Raw genomic sequence first — 16,974 nt, forward strand, 5'->3', positions numbered from 1 at the left:
GCAGGAGGACCCGGGAAGTGTTCACCGGAATCGTCGAAGAGCTGGGTGAGGTCACCGCCGTCGAGATTCTCGACGACGCCTCACGTTTCCGTCTGCGTGGCCCCGTCGTCACGCAGGGCGCACAGTACGGCGACTCCATCGCCGTCAACGGCGTCTGTCTCACGGTGGTCGAGCACGAGGGCGACGAATTCACCGCCGACGTCATGGCGGAGACCCTGAACCGCTCCAGCCTCGGCGCCCTGGCCGTCGGCTCCCGCGTCAACCTGGAACGCCCGATGGCGGTGGGCGAGCGCCTCGGCGGGCACATCGTGCAGGGCCATGTCGACGGAACCGGCGCGGTCATCGAGCGCAAGCCGTCCGACAACTGGGAGATCGTGAAGATCTCGCTCCCCGCGGACCTCTCCCGCTATGTGGTCGAGAAGGGCTCCATCACCGTCGACGGCATCAGCCTGACCGTCGTCGACGCGGGCCCCGACTACTTCACCGTCAGCCTCATCCCCACCACCCTCGACCTGACCACGCTGGGCCTCAAGCAGCCCGGCGACCCGGTCAACCTCGAGGTCGACGTCATCGCCAAGTACGTCGAGCGACTGCTCGGCGACCGCGCCACCGCCGAGGGGGCCACGCAGTGAACTGGCTCAACTCCGAGGCCTTCACGCTCTTCGGCCAGCACATCAAGTGGTCCGACATGATCGGCAACGTGATCGGTCTGATCGGCCTGGCATTCGGCTGGCGGCGCTCCATATGGAGCTGGCCCGTCCAGTTCCTCTCCGGCGTCATCCTCTTCGCGGCCTTCGCGACCGCCCACCTCTCCGGCAGCGCCGGCAAGCAGGTCGTCGTGATGGTCGTCGCGGTGTACGGCTGGTGGCAGTGGAACCGCGGGAAGGGACAGGACGGCTCCATCGCCGTCCGGTTCGCCACCTGGCGCGAGCGCGCCGCACTGGTCGGTGTCGCCGCCCTCGGCACCGTCGCCGTCGCCGGTCTGTTCCTCGCGTACCCGTCCCTGTCCTGGGACCCCTGGCCGGACGCGTACATCTTCGTCGGCACCGTCGTCGCCATGTACGCCCAGGCGCGCGGCATGGTCGAGTTCTGGTTCGCCTGGCTGCTGGTCGACCTGGTGGGCGTGCCGCTCAACTTCGCCAACGGCTTCGCCTTCTCCGGTTTCGTCTACGTCCTCTACGGCGCGCTCGTCCTGTGGGGCCTGCGCGACTGGTGGCTGCGCTCCCGCGAGGCCGGGCAGCCCGTCCTGGAAGGAGCCCCGGCATGACCACGGCGCCGGTCTTGTACAGCACCGACAACATCGAGGACTTCGCGCTCGACCCGGTCGAGAAGGCCATCGCCGACATCGCGGCGGGCCGCCCGGTCGTGGTCGTCGACGACGAGGACCGGGAGAACGAGGGCGACCTCGTCATCGCCGCCGAGAAGGCGACCCCCGAGATCGTCGCCTTCATGATGAGCGAGTGCCGCGGCCTGATCTGCGCGCCCATGGAGGGCGACGAGCTGGAGCGGCTTCGGCTCCCGCAGATGGTCGACGACAACACCGAGTCGATGAAAACCGCGTTCACCGTGTCGGTGGACGCATCCGCCGCTCACGGTGTGACCACCGGCATCTCGGCTTCCGACCGTGCCACCACGCTTCAGCTCCTCGCGGACGGCACCGCCCAGGCGGACGACTTCGTTCGCCCCGGCCACATCTTCCCGCTGCGCGCCAAGCCCGGCGGCGTCCTGGTCCGCAACGGCCACACCGAGGCCGCCGTCGACCTGGCCCGGCTCGCGGGTCTGCGGCCCGCCGGCGCGATCGTCGAGATCGCGGGGGAGGACGGCCGCATGCTCCGCCTGCCCGAACTGATCCCGTTCGCCCGCAAGCACGGCCTGACGATCATCTCCATCGAGGACCTGATCGCCTACCGCCGCAGCGCCGAGCCCACCGTCCGGCGCGAGGCCAAGACCCAGCTGCCCACCGCCTTCGGCGAGTTCACCGCGTACGGCTACCGCTCCACCGTCGACGGAGTCGAGCACGTCGCCCTCGTCCACGGCGAGATCGGCGACGGCGAGGACGTCCTCGTCCGCGTCCACTCCGAATGCCTCACCGGCGACGTCTTCCACTCGCTGCGCTGCGACTGCGGCCCCCAGCTCCAGACGTCCATGGAACGCATCCAGGCCGAGGGGCGGGGCATCGTGGTCTACCTGCGCGGCCACGAAGGACGCGGCATCGGGCTGCTCTCCAAACTGCGCGCGTACGAGCTCCAGGAGCGCGGCCGGGACACCCTCGACGCCAACCTGGAGCTGGGCCTGCCCGCCGACGCCCGGGACTACGGCGCGAGCGCGCAGATTCTCGAGGATCTCGGGGTGGCGAGCGTTCGCCTGATGACCAACAACCCCGACAAGACCGACGCGCTCGTCCGGCACGGCCTCAAGGTCACCGACCGGGAGCCGATGCCCGTCCAGGCGGGCGAGCACAACCTCCGGTATCTGCGCACCAAGCGCGACCGGATGGGGCACGACCTGCCCTGGCTGGACACGGCCACCGTGTCCGCCTGCGGTAACCAGTAGGACCGGTAACACCTGCGGTAACCAGTAGCACCAGTAACACCTGCGGCAACCAGTAACAACGGCACTATCGGCAACACAGCACAGCGGCACTGAGGAGAGACGTGAGCGGCAAGGGTGCACCTGAACTGTCCGTACGCAACTGCGGCGACCTGCGCGTCGCGGTCATCGCGGCACAGTGGCACGAGAAGGTGATGGACGGCCTCGTCGACGGCGCGCTGCGCGCCCTGCACGAGCTGGGAATCGACGAGCCGACCCTCCTGCGGGTCCCCGGCAGCTTCGAGCTCCCGGTCGTCGCCAAGGTCCTCGCGGGGCGCGGCTACGACGCGATCGTCGCGCTCGGCGTCGTCATCCGCGGCGGGACCCCCCACTTCGACTACGTGTGCCAGGGCGTCACCAACGGACTCACCCAGGTCTCCATCGACACCGGCGTCCCCGTCGGCTTCGGCGTGCTGACGTGCGACACCGAGGAGCAGGCCCTGGACCGCGCGGGCATCGAGGGCTCCAACGAGGACAAGGGGCACGAGGCGGTGACGGCCGCCGTGGCGACCGCGGCCACGCTGCGCTCAGTATCTGAACCCTGGCGCTGAGGCACCTGCACTAGCGCGTAGGGTAGGCAGCACCATGTCCAATAAGACGTTCGAGGAGCTCTTCACCGAGCTCCAGCACAAGGCCGCCACCGGCGACCCCGCCACTTCGCGCACCGCCGAGCTGGTCGGCAAGGGCGTCCATGCCATCGGCAAGAAGGTCGTCGAAGAGGCCGCCGAGGTCTGGATGGCCGCCGAGTACGAGGGCAAGGACGCCGCCGCCGAGGAGATCTCGCAGCTGCTCTACCACGTCCAGGTGATGATGGTCGCGCGCGGGATCTCCCTCGACGACGTGTACGCCCACCTCTGAGCCGTCCCTCTCCATCCCGCACACACGAACGAACAAAGGAAGCCGACCTCATGCTGCGCATCGCCGTCCCCAACAAGGGTTCCCTGTCAGGCCCTGCGGCGGAGATGCTGCATGAGGCGGGCTACCAGCAGCGCCGGGAGTCCAAGGAGCTCAGGATCGTCGACCCGGAGAACGAGGTCGAGTTCTTCTACCTCCGCCCCCGCGACATCGCGATCTACGTCTCCTCCGGCCGCCTCGACATCGGCATCACCGGCCGCGACCTGCTCATCGACTCCGGAGCCAACGCGGAGGAGATCCTCCCGCTCGGCTTCGCCCGCTCCACCTTCCGCTTCGCCTCCAAGTCCGGCACGGCCCAGGGCATCGAGGACCTCGGGGGGCTTACGGTCGCCACCTCGTACGAGGGCATCGTCGCCAAGCACCTCGCGGACAGCGGCATCAACGCCTCCGTCGTCCACCTCGACGGCGCCGTCGAGACCGCCATCGAGCTGGGCGTCGCCGAGGTCATCGCGGACGTCGTCGAGACCGGCACCTCGCTGCGCAACGCGGGCCTCGAGGTCTTCGGCGACCCGATCATGAAGTCCGAGGCCGTCGTCATCCGCCGCGTCGGAGCCGACACCGCCGAGGACGCCGAGCCCAAGGTGCAGCAGTTCCTGCGCCGCCTCCAGGGCGTCCTGGTCGCGCGGACGTACGTGATGATGGACTACGACTGCCGCGCCGAGCACCTGGAGAAGGCCGTCGCGCTCACTCCCGGCCTGGAGTCGCCGACCATCTCGCCGCTGCACAACGAGGGCTGGGTCGCCGTGCGCGCCATGGTCCCCGCCAAGGAGGCCCAGCGGATCATGGACGACCTGTACGCGCTCGGCGCGCGGGCCATCCTGACCACGGCCATCCACGCCTGCCGGCTCTGACGGGACCGCGAGCCATGTCGGATTCTCACCAGACTCCCGCCCTGCCCGTCACGTTCCGGCCGTCCCGCACCCGGGCCGTCCTGCTCACCGCGGGCGCCGCGATCTTCGTGGTCATCACGACGGTCGCGATGCTCCTGGAGCAGCTCAGCCCGGGGGAGCGCGTCAGCTTCATCTTCACGGCGGCGCTGCTCTTCGGGGTGCTCCTGCTGCTCTCCCGGCCCAAGGTCGTCGCCGACGAGACCGGGGTCACCGTCGTCAACATCGCCAGCAGGCGGCACCTGGCCTGGGCGGAAATCCTCCAGGTCAACCTGCGCCCCGGCGACCCCTGGGTGTTCCTCAACCTCAGCGACGGCACCAGCATGCCCGCGCTCGGCATCCAGCCGGGCATCGCCAAGCAGCGCGCGATCGAGGACGCCCGCGCCCTGCGCGCCCTCGCCGAGGCCCGCTCCATCGGCAACCCTGAGGAACATCAGGGCTGACTCTCAGCCTTCCACCCTGCCCTGTGGGCCCATGTCTTGATTAATCTGTTGGCGGAGGCGTTTTCGTTGCGCCTCCGCTTCTGATGTGCCACCCGGCGTTCAGAGGCCCCCTGCTACCCGAGGAGTGACTCCCTCCAGCGATGGACGGATCGTCCTGTAGTACCTGCGCCGCCCCCTCCCGACATATCGAGGCGGCGGCATGACCATCCCCCTGCTGCTCCTCGGAGCGGCGTTTCTGCTGATTCTCGCCAACGGCTTCTTCGTCGCGGCGGAGTTCGGCCTCGTCACGGTCGAGCGCCCCGACGCCGAGAAGGCCGCGGCCGACGGCGACCGACGGGCTCTGACCGTCGTGAACTCGCTCAAGGAGCTGTCCTTCCAGCTCTCCGGCACCCAGCTCGGCATCACCATCACCTCGCTCGTCGTCGGCATGCTCGCCGAACCGGCGCTCGCCGAGCTGCTGCACGCCCCCTTCGCCGCGATCGGGGTGCCCGAGGGCGCCGTGTCCGGTGTCGCCGTGGTGGTCGGCATGCTGCTCGCCGCGGCCGTGCAGATGGTCATCGGCGAACTCGTGCCCAAGAACTGGGCGGTGTCCAAGCCCCTGCAGGTCGCCCGTTTCGTCGCGGGCCCGCAGCATCTCTTCTCCCGCCTGTTCCGTCCGGTGATCGCCGCGCTCAACACGGTCGCCAACCGGCTCGTACGGGCCCTGGGCGTCGAACCCGCCGAGGAGCTGGCCTCCGCCCGCACCCCCGGCGAACTCGTCTCCCTGGCCCGCCACTCCGCGCAGGCCGGCGCCCTGGAACAGGACACGGCGGATCTCTTCGTCCGGACCATCTCGCTGGCCGACCTCACCGCGCAGCACGTCATGACCCCACGCGTGAAGGTCAGCGCCCTCCAGTCGTCCGCGACCGCCGAGGACGTCGTCAACCTCACCCGCGCCACCGGCCTGTCCCGCTTCCCCGTCTACCGGGAACGGATCGACGAGATCGTCGGCATGGTGCACCTCAAGGACGCCCTCGCGATCCCCTCGCACGACCGGCTGCGCACCCCCGTCGGCCGGATCGCCCAGGCCCCCCTGCTCGTCCCGGAGACACTGCCCGTGCAGCCCCTCCTGGAACAGCTGCGCAGCGAGCAGCCCATCGCTGTCGTCGTCGACGAGTACGGCGGCACGGCGGGCGTCGTCACCCTGGAGGACATCGTCGAGGAGCTCGTCGGCGAGGTCCGCGACGAGCACGACGGACACGACCTGCCCGAGCTCGCCGCGGCGCCCCCCGAGGACGGGCGACCCGCGTGGGACGCCGACGGCAGCTGCCGGGTCGACATCCTCCAGCGCATAGGCCTCGACGTGCCCGAGGGCCCGTACGAGACGGTGGCCGGCCTCGTCGCCGATCTGCTCGGCCGGATCCCGGCCCCCGGCGACAAGGCCGAACTTCCCGGCTGGCGTCTTTCCGTGCGCCAGGTCGGGCACTACCGCGCCGAGCGGGTACGTCTCGTGAGGACCGTGCCCGCCCCGGAGGCCGTCCGATGAGCGTGCTCCAACTCCTCTTCGCGACACTGCTCGTCCTCGCCAACGGCTTCTTCGTCGGTGCCGAGTTCGCGCTCGTCTCCGTGCGGCGCAGCCAGATTGAACCGCTGGAGTCCGCGCGGGCCCGGCAGGTCCTGTACGGCCTCGAGCGGTTGCCTCAGATGATGGCCGCGGCCCAATTCGGCATCACCGTCTGCTCGTTGACGCTCGGCGCCGTCGCCGAGCCGACCGTCGCCCATCTCCTGGAACCCCTCTTCGAGGCGGTCCATCTGCCGGACGGCGTGATCCACCCCCTCGGATACGTCATCGCGCTCGCCCTCGTCGTCTTCTTCCACCTCGTCATCGGCGAGATGGTGCCGAAGAACCTGGCGATGGCCGCGCCCGAGAAGACGGCGCTGTGGCTGAGCCCCGGCCTGGTCGCCTTCGCCCGGCTGTGCCGGCCGGTCACGGTCGCGCTGGGGGCCTGCGCCCGGCTGATCCTCAAGCTGTTCCGGGTGGAGCCCAAGGACGAGGTCGAGGCGGTCTTCACCAGCGAGCAGCTCAACCGCCTGGTCGAGGACTCGGGCCAGGCCGGCCTGCTGGAACCCGAGGAGCAGGAGCGCCTCGAGGACGCCCTTGAGCTGGGTTCCCGCCCGGTCACCGACGTTCTCCTGGACCGCGACTCCCTGGTGACCGTGGCCCCCTCGGTCACCCCGGGCCAGGTCGTCGCGCTCACCGCGCGCACCGGGTACTCCCGCTTCCCGGTGGTCGCGGAGAACGGTGCCTTCATGGGCTGCTACCTGCACGTGAAGGACGTACTCGACCTGGAGGAGTCCGAGCGGGCGGTACCCCAGCAGAACTGGCGCCCCATGACGACCCTGCGGTGCGAACTCCCCCTGGACGACGCCCTCACCGTGATGCGCCGCGCCGCGACCCACCTCGCTCAGGTCGCCGACGCGTCGGGCAAGGTCCTGGGCCTGGTCGCACTGGAGGACGTACTGGAGCTGCTGGTCGGCGAGGTACGGGACCCGGCACACCGGGATACCCCGCCGCCGGTACGGGTCTCGGAGCCCCGCCCGAGCGCGGCCCCGGAGGAGGCGCTGGCCAGCTGATCCCGACCTGGGGCTCCGCCCCGGACCCCGCTCCTCGAACGCCGGAGATGTCCAGCCCGTCCGGCGTTCGAGGACGAGTGAGAAGCGCGAAGCGCGAAGCGCGACAGCGGAGTCTGGGGGCGCAGCCCCCAGTACGGGAAGGGCAGGGGCGGCGGGGGCGAAAACTGCTCGGGAGCCGGCCCCGTCACATCGCCGACGGATCCTGTGGCCCCCGCCCGGAGAGAACCTCCCCGTACGCCTGCATCAGATCCGCCAGCCGCAGGGTCGACAAGTCGTCGCGGGACAGCGTGCCCGGGTACATCGACAGCCGCAGATCGCGGTACGCACAGCTCTTCTCGTAGAGGGTGCGCAGGAAGCGGCCGTTGCCGAGTTCGTCGATCCAGCCCTGGTCGACGACGTGGCCGCTGATGGAGCGGAGTTCGTCGAGGGCCTCCTCGTCCCAGATGTCGCCGTTCTCGGCGGCGAGCACCTCGCCGATGGAGGTGAGTTCGAGGGGGCGGTAGGAAGGGAAGTCGACGCGGGTCGTGAAGCGGGAGGAGAGGCCGGGGTTGGCGGACAGCAGGCGGTCCATGCCCTCGGGGTAGCCCGCGAGGATGACGACCAGGTGGTCGCGGTTGTCCTCGGCCCGCTTCAGGAGGACTTGGAGGGCCTCGTCTCCGTACGCGTCGCCCTTGCCGTAGCCGGAGTTCGACAGCGAGTAGGCCTCGTCCACGAAGAGGACTCCGCCGATGGCCGAGTCGATCAGTTCGTTGGCCTTCACGGCGGTCTGGCCGAGGTATTCGCCGACCAGGTCGGCCCGCTGGGCCTCCACCAGATGGTCGCCGCCCAGCAGCCCGAGTGCGTAGAAGACCCGGCCGAGGATGCGGGCCACGGTGGTCTTGCCGGTGCCGGAGGGGCCCGAGAAGACGAAGTGCCGCTTCGGCGGCTGGACCGGGAGCCCCTGTCCGGCGCGCAGCCTCGCCATGTTCAACTGCGCGGACAGTGCCTTGACTTGGCGCTTCACAGGCTCCAGGCCCACCATGCGCTCCAGCTCGGTGAGCGCCTCCTCGAGTAACCCGGGGTCGGTCGGCCCGGCGGGCAGCGGCTGCACCGGCACCACGGCCTTCTCGCGCACCGCGTCGGTCTCGGGAGGCAGCGCCCCCGGCGGCACCAGGCCGGGCTCCGAGAGCTTCAGGTCCCGCCCCTCGGTGCCGAACAGCGGGTCCACACCGTCCGGGCCCTCCATCATGTCCTGCCCGACCCCGGTGAGTGTGATCGCCGCGAGGTCGCTGACCTCGTCGTACCCGTCGCCCTCGGAGATCGCCGCGAGCCGCGCGGAGGTGTCCATGAAGGCGGGGTCGACCCGGTGCACCGCCCGGTACAGGGGCAGGGCGGCGGCGGACCGCCCGGTGCCCTCGTGGGCCCGCGCCAGCCAGTACCGCAGCTCCTTGCGCTGCGGCTGCTCGCTGCGACAGCGCATCAGCGCGGAGGACAGCAGCGGCTCCGCCTGCCCGAACATCTCCAGGCGGACCCGGGCCATGCCGCCGAAGAGACCGGCCTCTATGCCCAGCATGGGATCGTCGATCAGCGGATCGGTGTGCCGGACCAACTGCTCCCAGTCCTTGACCAGATAGGCCCGGCAGGCGTGCAGGAACCGCACCTGCGCATCGGCGTCGACCGGTGGCAGACCCGCCAACGCCCGGTCCAGCTCCGGGACATGGCGTCCGTCCAGCCAGTGCGAGGCGTGCGCGAGCAGCAGATCGCGCGGGCTCTCCAGCACCGGCTGCACCCACCAGCCCAGCCAGTACCAGGAGTTGAGGGTGCGCCGGTGGCGGGCGCGCTGTTCGCCGAAGCGGTCGCGGTGCCGGAACATCCTGAGCAGCGCGGTCGTCGTGTCCACACGCAGCGCGTGCAGTCCGAGCCAGCCGTCCGCCATGCCCGGGTCCATCCGGACCGCGGTGCGGAACTCCTCCTCCGCCTGTGGATAGGCGCCCATCGTGTAGGCATCCACACCCCGCAGCCAGGCGAGGTCGGCCGGGGCCTCCGGGCCCTGCGTGCCGAAGTCCATCACGTCCCCCACAAACCGTGCCCCCGATGGTCAGGGGGTGTCTCGTGGACCATAGACGCCCCCTCGCCGCCGGGCCGGTGCCCGTCGGCAGCCTTGGTCGAACCGCTGTGCCACGGACGGGAGTTGCATCGGTGCGCAGAGCAGCCGTCCGAAGGTCGCACCGAGAGGCATCGTACCTGCGGGTGAGGCGCGGGCCGAAGGGTGCCGCACACCCCGTTCCACGAGGTGGGAGCAGATGGGGCGCACTTCAGGCGGTGACCGAGGGTGACCGAATCACTGCACGCAGCGCCCGGAAAGAGAGGATGTGGGCAGAACGAAGCCCCCGATCACGGGGGAACAACCGGGGGCTTCGCGTCTGAGGGCGGCTTCGAAAGTCCGCACATTGAGAACGTAAGTCCTGTACGGCCCCCCGGTCAAGCCGAGTTGAAGCACTGAAGGAAGTTCTCACGCAAGGGTCTTCACAAGTTCAGCACACTGCGGGTGGTCCGTCACCGTCAGTGATGAAGAGGGTCGGTCCGGGGGTCTCAACGGGCCCCGGCAGCACCTCGTATCCCCCGGAACACTGCCGCACCAGAAGATCGGCGAACGGTCTTGAGGGGTCCTCGGCGAAGTGCCGGCGCTCGGCGCTGACCCATCCGGCCCAGAACTCGCGCTGCGCCGCACCGTCCCGCCGCTGCCCGCGCGTCCAGGCCTCGTCGTGCGGCAGTTCCATCCACAGCAGTCGCGCGAGATGCGGGCGCAGCGCGCGGCGGCCGGCGCCGACGCCCTCGAGGAGGACGACGGGCGCGGGCGGCAGCTCGCGCGGCGGTCCGAAGTGCCGGGCGGTCCAGTCGTAGGGGGCGTAGCGCGCCGGCTCGCCGCGGCGCAGCGGTTCGACCACCTGGCGCAGCAGCCGCCCGGTCCACGCGAAGAGCTCCTCGTGCGTCGCGATGTCGTCGAGGTGGAGCACGGGCGCGCCGCCCAGTGCCGCGGCCAATTGCCCGGCGAACGTGGTCTTTCCGGAGCCCGCGTGCCCGTCGACGCCGATCAGGCGTACGGGGCCGCAGGAAGGCGGCAGTCGGCGCAGGTCCGAGGCGAGGTCGTGAATCGGGGTTCCCGGGGTGCGAGGAGATGTCGGCATATTCCTGGGGAACATTCTATCCGGATGGTTTTCACAGCGGAGTCATGGGTACCGAATAGTGCCGTATTGAACTAGTCATTGAACAATCCTCAAGAACTCCTTTCGCATCCTCCATAAGCCGTGGAAGGCGCGGAACCAGGTATTTCGGAAACGGCGTTCCGGTTCCGCTTGATGCTGAGTAGGGTGCCTGGTGCGCAACTGCGAAGTGTCATACGGGGATGGACAGGGGAAGATGGCCGCGGGGTTATTCGAGGGGCAGTATGTGTGGCATCCGGCGGCCGACGACCGCAGACTCGCGAGCGTCTGCGTGGATGTCCGGGCCGGCCGCTATCTGAGCGCCCATGAAGCCCTCGCCGAGTCGCGCGGCGACTACGGCTTACGGGCCCACCGCTCGCTGGTCCTGGCCTCGGAGGCCGCCGACTCCGACCTCACCGAACGCTGGCTGGCCGAGGAACCGACCCCCGAGGCCGCGCTGATGTGGGCGCGCGTGGCCGTACTGCGGGCGCTGCGCGCGGCGGACGCCAAGGACGACCGGGCCGAGGCCCTGGAGCGCATCGCGCTGACCGCGTGCGACCGGGCCGCGACGATGGCGCCCGCCGACCCCACGCCATGGGTCGCCAAGCTCGCGATGGCCCGGCTGCACGACCTCCGTGAGCCCGCCCCGCAGGGCCTGCTCACCGCGCCCCCCGGTCCCTGGCGGCTCTTCTCGCACATCCTGCGCCTCGACCCGTGGAACCGTGAGGGCCACCACCGCTTCCTCACCTTCTTCTTCACTCGGTACGGCGGCTCGGTGAACGCAGCCTGGGACGTCGCCGCCTTCCTGAGTCAGCGCGCCCCGGCGTCCTCGCCGCTGCGGCTCCTTCCGCTGGTGGCCCTGGTGGAGAGCTACAACCCCTCGCAGCTCCTGGTCGACCGCACCTGGGAGCAGCCCCAGTGGCGCTCCACGGCGCTCGCCATCTACCAGAACTGGCTTCCCCAGGTGCCGAGTTACCGGTTCACACCGGTGCTCGACCTGGCGTATCTGGCGCACGCGCTGTTCATGGCACAGCGCGAGTTCGAGGCGCGGGCGGTCTTCATGGCGATGGGGCCGTACGCCTGCCGCATGCCGTGGAGCGTGTTCGGTCACCCCGAGGAGCAGCTGTCCCGCGCCCGCCGCTCCTGCGGCCTGCCCGTGCCGGGAGCCCCCTGACCCAGTCCCCGGTCCTGACCCCAGGTCCTCGGTCCTGAACCGGCCATCCCAGTCTTCCGGTCAACCCCCAGAGAAAGGTCAGTTGTGTCAGAACGGATATCGGCTCCGCGTACGAGAGGACGCGTCGGCGACGATTCCGTCGCGCTCGACGACGACGCGACGCTTCATGCGATGGGATATCCGCGAAAGCTCACACGCCGATTCCAGGCGTTCGACAATTTCGCGATCTCCTTCACCATCATCAATATCATCTCGGGTATTTTCTCGTCCTTCGGATTCGGTATGAATGCCGGAGGGCCGCGCATTCTCGTCTTCGGCTGGATCGGCGTCTCCGTCATGGTGCTGTTCATCGGCGCCGCCATGGCGGAGGTGGCTTCCGCCTACCCGACCAGCGGGGCGCTCTATTTCTCCGCCGGAAAGCTGGCCAAGCGCCACAAGGGCGCCTGGTCCTGGTACACGGGCTGGCTGAATTTCGTGGGCCAGGTCGGGGGTACGGCGGCCACCGGGTACGCGGCCGCCACCTTCATCCAGGCGTTCATCGCCCTGCAGTGGTCCTCGTACGTGCCGACCGCGCATCAGACGGTGCTGATCACGGCACTGATCATCGTGCTCCAGGGCCTGGCCAACACCTACACCGTGCAGCTCGTCGCCCTCCTCAACCGGATCTCCGTGTGGTGGCTGCTGATCGGGCTGATAGTGATCGTGAGCACACTGATCGTGATGCCCGACGATCACCAGTCGGCCTCGTTCGTCACGCATTTCGTGAACAACACCGGTTTCACGAATGGCCTTTACGGAGGGATGCTCGGCCTGCTGGTCACCAGTTGGACCTTCACGGGCTTCGACGGAAGCTTCCACATGTCCGAGGAAACGGTGCGGGCCACGGTCAACGCGCCCAAGGGGATCACCCGCGCGATCGGCTATTCGGCGATCACGGGACTGATCCTCATGCTCGCTCTTGTGTACAGCATTCACGATTATGTCCAGGTGGCCGGCTCCTCGGCGCCGCCCGTGCAGATTCTCATCGATGGCCTTGGCATGGGCACAGCAAAGGCCATCCTGTTGATCGTGATCGGGTCCATGCTCTTCTGCGGTCTGGCGAATCTGACCAGCAACACCCGGCAGATCTTCGCCTTCTCCCGGGACGGCGCCATGCCGGGCTCCCACTGGTGGCACTCGGTCTCACCGCGCACCCGTACCCCCGTCAAGGCCGTGTGGCTCGCGGTCGGCTGCTCGGTGGCCCTTGTCGTGCCCGGCTGGTGGTCGCACACGGCCTTCACCGCCATCGTCAGCGTCAACGTGGTCGGGCTCTTCCTCGCCTACGCCGTGCCGATCTTCCTGCGACTGCGGCTCGGTGACGAGTTCGAGGCCGGACCCTGGAACCTGGGGCGCTGGAGCAAGCTCGTCGGCTGGGTGGCCGTGATCTGGATCGTCGCCAGCAGCGTGCTGTTCATGCTGCCGCAGGTATCGCCGATCACCGGCGATACCTTCAACTACGCGTCGATCGCCCTGGCCGTGGTGCTGGTCATCGCCACGGTGTGGTGGTTCGCCACGGCGCGCCGCCGCTTCCAGGGGCCGGTCAGCTACGGTCGGCCCGACGAGGTCGCCGCGATGGACCTCATCTGACGGCACCCGTCCTCGGCCCCGGTGTACGGCACTGCCGTGCGCCGGGGCCACCGCGTCCCTGGTCATGCCAGTGGTCGAAACCAATATTGGTCGGCGCCGCGAGCCCCGAAGTGCTGGCAGAAGCCGGGGTCGGCATCCATAGTTGGCGCAACCCGCGCATTGGACACGCCCGTTTCGGACACCTGGGGGTCACCCACCCATGACCAGAGCTGAACAGCCGTCGCGCAGAACCGTCCTGGCCGCGGCGGTCGCCGCCGCCGCGGCAGGTGCCGCGAGTCCGGCGGCCGCCGCCGACGCGCCGGCCCGTCCCGCGAAAGCCCTGTCGAAAACCCCGACCGGCCTCGTGGACTACCGCGCCTGGACCTCGTACTCCGACTGGCGCAGTGGTACCGCGGAGGGCACGCGGGCCCTGCCGGGCATCCGTCCCGGCCTGGTGATCGCCGCCCCGGCCGGCACCGCCGACTACACGGACCCGCACACCGGCAAGACCGCCACCTGGGAGTACGCGGCCTGGACCGCCCCGGTCCACCGGCTCGCCGTGCCCGCCACCGAGGCCATCGCCTCCTGGAACGCGCACACCCCGGCGGGCACCTGGCTCCAGGTCGAGCTGACGGGCACGTACTCCGACGGCACGGACACGCCCTGGTACGTGATGGGCCGCTGGGCGTCCGGTGACCAGGACATCAAGCGGACCTCGGTCGACGACCAGAGCGACGGCAAGAGCAGCATCTGGACGGACACCTTCTCCATCGACGCCGCCGCCTCCGGCCTGCGCCTCGTCTCGTACCGGCTGCGGCTGACCCTGTACCGCGCCCCGGGCACCAAGGTCACGCCCACCGTGTGGCGGCTCGGCGCGATGGGCTCCGACATCCCGGACCGCTTCACCGTCCCGGCCTCCACCCCCGGTCTCGCCCAGGAGCTGAACGTCCCGCGCTACTCGCAGGAGATCCACGCGGGCCAGTACCCCGAGTACGACAACGGCGGCGAGGCCTGGTGCAGTCCCACCTCCTCGCAGATGATCATCGAGTACTGGGGCCGCAAGCCGACTCCCGAGCAACTCGCCTGGATAAACCCGGACTACGCCGACCCGCAGGTGTGCCACGCCGCCCGCTTCACCTACGACTACCAGTACGCCGGCTGCGGCAACTGGCCCTTCAACGCCGCGTACGCGTCGACGTACAAGGACCTCCAAGGCGTGGTGACCCGCCTCGGCTCGCTCACCGACCTGGAGACGCTGATCGCCGCCGGCATCCCGGCCATAACGTCCCAGTCGTTCCTCAAGTCCGAGCTGACGGGCGCGGGTTACGGCACTTCGGGCCACCTGATGACCGTCATCGGCTTCACCGCGGACGGCGATGTGATCGCCAACGACCCGGCCTCGCCGAGCGACGACGCGGTGCGCCGAGTCTACAAGCGGTCCGAGTGGGAGACGATCTGGCTCCGTACCAAGAGGTACAACGCCTCCGGGAAGGTCGTCTCCGGTACGGGCGGGGTCTGTTACCTCTACTTCCCGGCGCAGCCCTCGGCGCGGCAGTGCAAGGCGCTCGCGGCGGTGGGAGTCCGCTGAGAACGGGGCGGCCCCCACCAGGGCCGCCCCTCGGCGCTCAGCTCTGGACCGGATTGACCACCCAGTCCGGGTGGTTGGGCATCGGCGGGGTCTGCGCGCCGTACAGCCACGGGTGCAGGAAGCCGTCGAGGTCCTGGTCCGCGACCTTCGACGCCAGATCGATGTAGTCCTGCGTACTGGCGATCCTTCCGCGGTACTCGGTGACCCAGGCGCGCTCGATCTTCCCGAACGTCTCCTGGCCGACCTTCTCGCGCAGCGCGTACAGGACGAGCGCCGAGCCGTCGTACCGCATCCGCTTGAAGAGGTTCGGCTCGGTCGGCTCGGCCGGGGCGCCGTAGTCGTGGCGCCACTGGTCGTGGTTCGCGTACGCCGTCTTCATCGTGGCCTCGAAACTGTCGCCGCCGTGCGCCTCCGAGTACAGCCGTTCGTAGAAGCGGGCGTGGCCCTCGCTCAGCCACAGGTCGGACCAGGTCTTGATGCCGACGCTGTCGCCGGTCCACTGGTGGGTGAGCTCGTGCACGAGGTTCCGCTCGGCGCTGACCTGGTCGCCGAGGAGGTCGGCCTTCGGGATCAGGGAGATCGTGTTCGTCTCCAGGGCCACACCCAGGTCGGTGTCGCCGACGAGGAGGCCGTACCGGTTGAAGGGGTACGGGCCGAGCCGCTCCTCCAGCCACGCGATGTGATCGGCGGTGAGCTTGCGGTACTGCTCGGTGGGCGCGACCAGGTCGTCCGGGACCACATCGCGGATCGGCAGCCCGTGCGGCCCGGTGCTGTCGACGAAGGTGAAGTTGCCGATGGCGAGCTGGGTGAGCTGCGTCGCGAGCGGCTGTTCGGAGTCGTACGTCCACTTCACGCACCCGTCGGCCTGCTCGGTGCGGTCGGTGAGCCTGCCGTTGGCGACGGCCTTGAGTCCGGCCGGTGTGGTGATGTGGAAGGTGATCGGGGCGCGCTGGCTCGGGTGGTCGTTCGACGGGAAGATCATCTTGGCGCCGTTGGGCTGCGGGTACAGCACCGTGCCGTCCGGCGTGGGGATCCAGCCGTAGTCCTCGATGGCGTCGTCGCGGTGGCGCATCTGGGTCGGGTCGGCGGTGTAGGTGATCTTGACGGTGAAGACCTTGCCCTGGGCGAGGGGCTTCGCGGGGGTGATCACCAGCTCGTCGCCGTCGCGCTCGGCGGTGGCCGCCTTCCCGTTCACAGTCACCGTGTGCAGGGTGTTGCCCGCGAAGTCCAGGTCGAAGCGGGACAGGGCCTGGGTCGCGGTCGCCTTGATCGTCGTGGACGCCTCGAAGGGCGTTTTCGGTGCCTGCCAGTCGAAGTCGAGGGTGTAGCGACTGACCTTGTAGCCGCCGTTGCCGTCGAGCGGGAAGATCGGGTCGCCGAGCCCTGCCGCACCCGGGGACGGGGCGTTCGACGTCGAGGAAGCGGCTTGCGAGGCCGGTCCCGTCAAGGCGGCCACCACGGTGATCGCCGCCGCCAGGGCGAGGCGGGCTCTGCGGCGAGGCATCCGGAACGTGCTCATCAGGGACCTTTCGGTTGACTGAACACTGTCGTGTGAGGAGACGCACAGTTCCTTCACAGCGTTGTGGAATTCAGCGGCATTCGAACCTGATCGAAGTGTGGGGGTGACCAAGGTCTCTACCGCTGAAACCCGCTTCGGTGGCAAGGTGGTCGAGTCGGTGGGGAGCCGACGGGAGGCGGGGGATTCCACCGCACCACTACGTCAGCGAGATGCCATGACCGCCACCTCCGCCACCGCCACCCGTGTCCGCGCCCGCACCGGCGGCCCCAAGGACGACGGCCCGAAGATCCTCGAGCACGTCATGGGCTGGACCTTCGTGGTGGTCCTGGCGATGCTGGTCACGCAGCTCGGCCTGATCTGACGCATCACGCGGCTCGGTCGGCCGTGAGCCGATCCGCTTCCGCCCTCCGCGAGGGGTGCCTCAGGGGACATCCGAGCGATCGATCGGAGTCGAACGAG

16 protein-coding genes are annotated in these 16,974 nt (G+C 69.5%); 13 read left to right on the top strand and 3 right to left on the bottom strand.

Annotated features, from left to right (window positions below; all coding sequences use genetic code 11):
- Positions 1-17: 17 nt before the first annotated feature.
- The 9 genes from ACZ4WS_RS10750 to ACZ4WS_RS10790 all read left to right on the top strand — a co-directional run bounded on the left by ACZ4WS_RS10750 (position 18) and on the right by ACZ4WS_RS10790 (position 7,447).
- The gene (locus tag ACZ4WS_RS10750) at positions 18-632 is read left to right on the top strand and encodes a riboflavin synthase (protein ID WP_467979106.1); all 615 of its coding nucleotides are present in this window, start codon (positions 18-20) and stop codon (positions 630-632) included.
- A complete protein-coding gene (locus ACZ4WS_RS10755) occupies positions 629-1,267 on the top strand; it encodes a nicotinamide mononucleotide transporter family protein (RefSeq protein WP_467979107.1) in 639 nt (212 codons plus the stop codon). Before ACZ4WS_RS10750 ends, ACZ4WS_RS10755 begins: the two co-directional genes overlap by 4 nt.
- Complete coding sequence (locus ACZ4WS_RS10760; RefSeq protein ID WP_467979109.1) at positions 1,264-2,553, top strand: bifunctional 3,4-dihydroxy-2-butanone-4-phosphate synthase/GTP cyclohydrolase II; 1,290 nt, start codon at positions 1,264-1,266, stop codon at positions 2,551-2,553. Before ACZ4WS_RS10755 ends, ACZ4WS_RS10760 begins: the two co-directional genes overlap by 4 nt.
- A gap of 101 nt (positions 2,554-2,654) precedes the next feature.
- The gene (gene ribH / locus ACZ4WS_RS10765; protein WP_028803647.1) at positions 2,655-3,140 is read left to right on the top strand and encodes a 6,7-dimethyl-8-ribityllumazine synthase; all 486 of its coding nucleotides are present in this window, start codon (positions 2,655-2,657) and stop codon (positions 3,138-3,140) included.
- A 34-nt stretch (positions 3,141-3,174) separates the two neighbouring features.
- On the top strand, positions 3,175-3,447 hold the full coding sequence (locus ACZ4WS_RS10770; RefSeq protein ID WP_030038616.1) for a phosphoribosyl-ATP diphosphatase: 273 nt from the start codon (positions 3,175-3,177) through the stop codon (positions 3,445-3,447).
- A gap of 50 nt (positions 3,448-3,497) precedes the next feature.
- Positions 3,498-4,355 (top strand): ATP phosphoribosyltransferase, encoded by an 858-nt coding sequence (gene hisG, locus ACZ4WS_RS10775; protein WP_467979111.1) that lies wholly within the window; start codon positions 3,498-3,500, stop codon positions 4,353-4,355.
- Between the two features lie 14 nt (positions 4,356-4,369).
- Positions 4,370-4,834, top strand: a complete 465-nt coding sequence (locus ACZ4WS_RS10780) for a PH domain-containing protein (protein ID WP_467979112.1) — start codon at positions 4,370-4,372, stop codon at positions 4,832-4,834.
- Positions 4,835-5,033: 199 nt separating this feature from the next.
- Positions 5,034-6,359 carry a hemolysin family protein gene (locus tag ACZ4WS_RS10785; RefSeq protein ID WP_467979113.1) on the top strand — a complete coding sequence of 442 codons (1,326 nt, stop codon included), beginning with the start codon at positions 5,034-5,036 and terminating at the stop codon, positions 6,357-6,359.
- Positions 6,356-7,447 (top strand): hemolysin family protein, encoded by a 1,092-nt coding sequence (locus ACZ4WS_RS10790; RefSeq protein WP_467979115.1) that lies wholly within the window; start codon positions 6,356-6,358, stop codon positions 7,445-7,447. Before ACZ4WS_RS10785 ends, ACZ4WS_RS10790 begins: the two co-directional genes overlap by 4 nt.
- Before the next feature lie 184 nt (positions 7,448-7,631).
- Here the strand turns inward: ACZ4WS_RS10790 and ACZ4WS_RS10795 are convergent, their stop codons facing one another.
- Positions 7,632-9,494, bottom strand: coding sequence for an AAA family ATPase (locus ACZ4WS_RS10795; RefSeq protein WP_467979116.1), 1,863 nt, complete (start codon positions 9,492-9,494; stop codon positions 7,632-7,634).
- Positions 9,495-9,960: 466 nt separating this feature from the next.
- Positions 9,961-10,614, bottom strand: a complete 654-nt coding sequence (locus ACZ4WS_RS10800) for a uridine kinase family protein (protein ID WP_467979118.1) — start codon at positions 10,612-10,614, stop codon at positions 9,961-9,963.
- A 232-nt stretch (positions 10,615-10,846) separates the two neighbouring features.
- Between ACZ4WS_RS10800 and ACZ4WS_RS10805 the strand changes: the two genes are divergently transcribed.
- From ACZ4WS_RS10805 to ACZ4WS_RS10815, 3 genes are all read left to right on the top strand, one after another.
- Entirely contained in the window at positions 10,847-11,803 is a 957-nt protein-coding gene (locus tag ACZ4WS_RS10805; RefSeq protein WP_467979119.1) for a hypothetical protein, read from the top strand.
- 84 nt (positions 11,804-11,887) lie between these two features.
- On the top strand, positions 11,888-13,429 hold the full coding sequence (locus ACZ4WS_RS10810) for an amino acid permease (RefSeq protein WP_467979121.1): 1,542 nt from the start codon (positions 11,888-11,890) through the stop codon (positions 13,427-13,429).
- A 199-nt stretch (positions 13,430-13,628) separates the two neighbouring features.
- Positions 13,629-14,996: a peptidase C39 family protein gene (locus tag ACZ4WS_RS10815; RefSeq protein WP_467979122.1), complete on the top strand. Its 1,368-nt coding sequence runs from the start codon at positions 13,629-13,631 to the stop codon at positions 14,994-14,996.
- 37 nt (positions 14,997-15,033) lie between these two features.
- Here ACZ4WS_RS10815 and ACZ4WS_RS10820 read toward each other — a convergent pair whose 3' ends face one another.
- Positions 15,034-16,500 (bottom strand): M1 family metallopeptidase, encoded by a 1,467-nt coding sequence (locus tag ACZ4WS_RS10820; protein ID WP_467979124.1) that lies wholly within the window; start codon positions 16,498-16,500, stop codon positions 15,034-15,036.
- Between the two features lie 229 nt (positions 16,501-16,729).
- Here ACZ4WS_RS10820 and ACZ4WS_RS10825 point away from each other — a divergent pair, with 229 nt between their 5' ends.
- A complete protein-coding gene (locus ACZ4WS_RS10825) occupies positions 16,730-16,876 on the top strand; it encodes an SCO1431 family membrane protein (protein WP_467979126.1) in 147 nt (48 codons plus the stop codon).
- Positions 16,877-16,974: the final 98 nt, after the last annotated feature.

Source organism: Streptomyces sp. NPDC029292 (assembly GCF_055569295.1).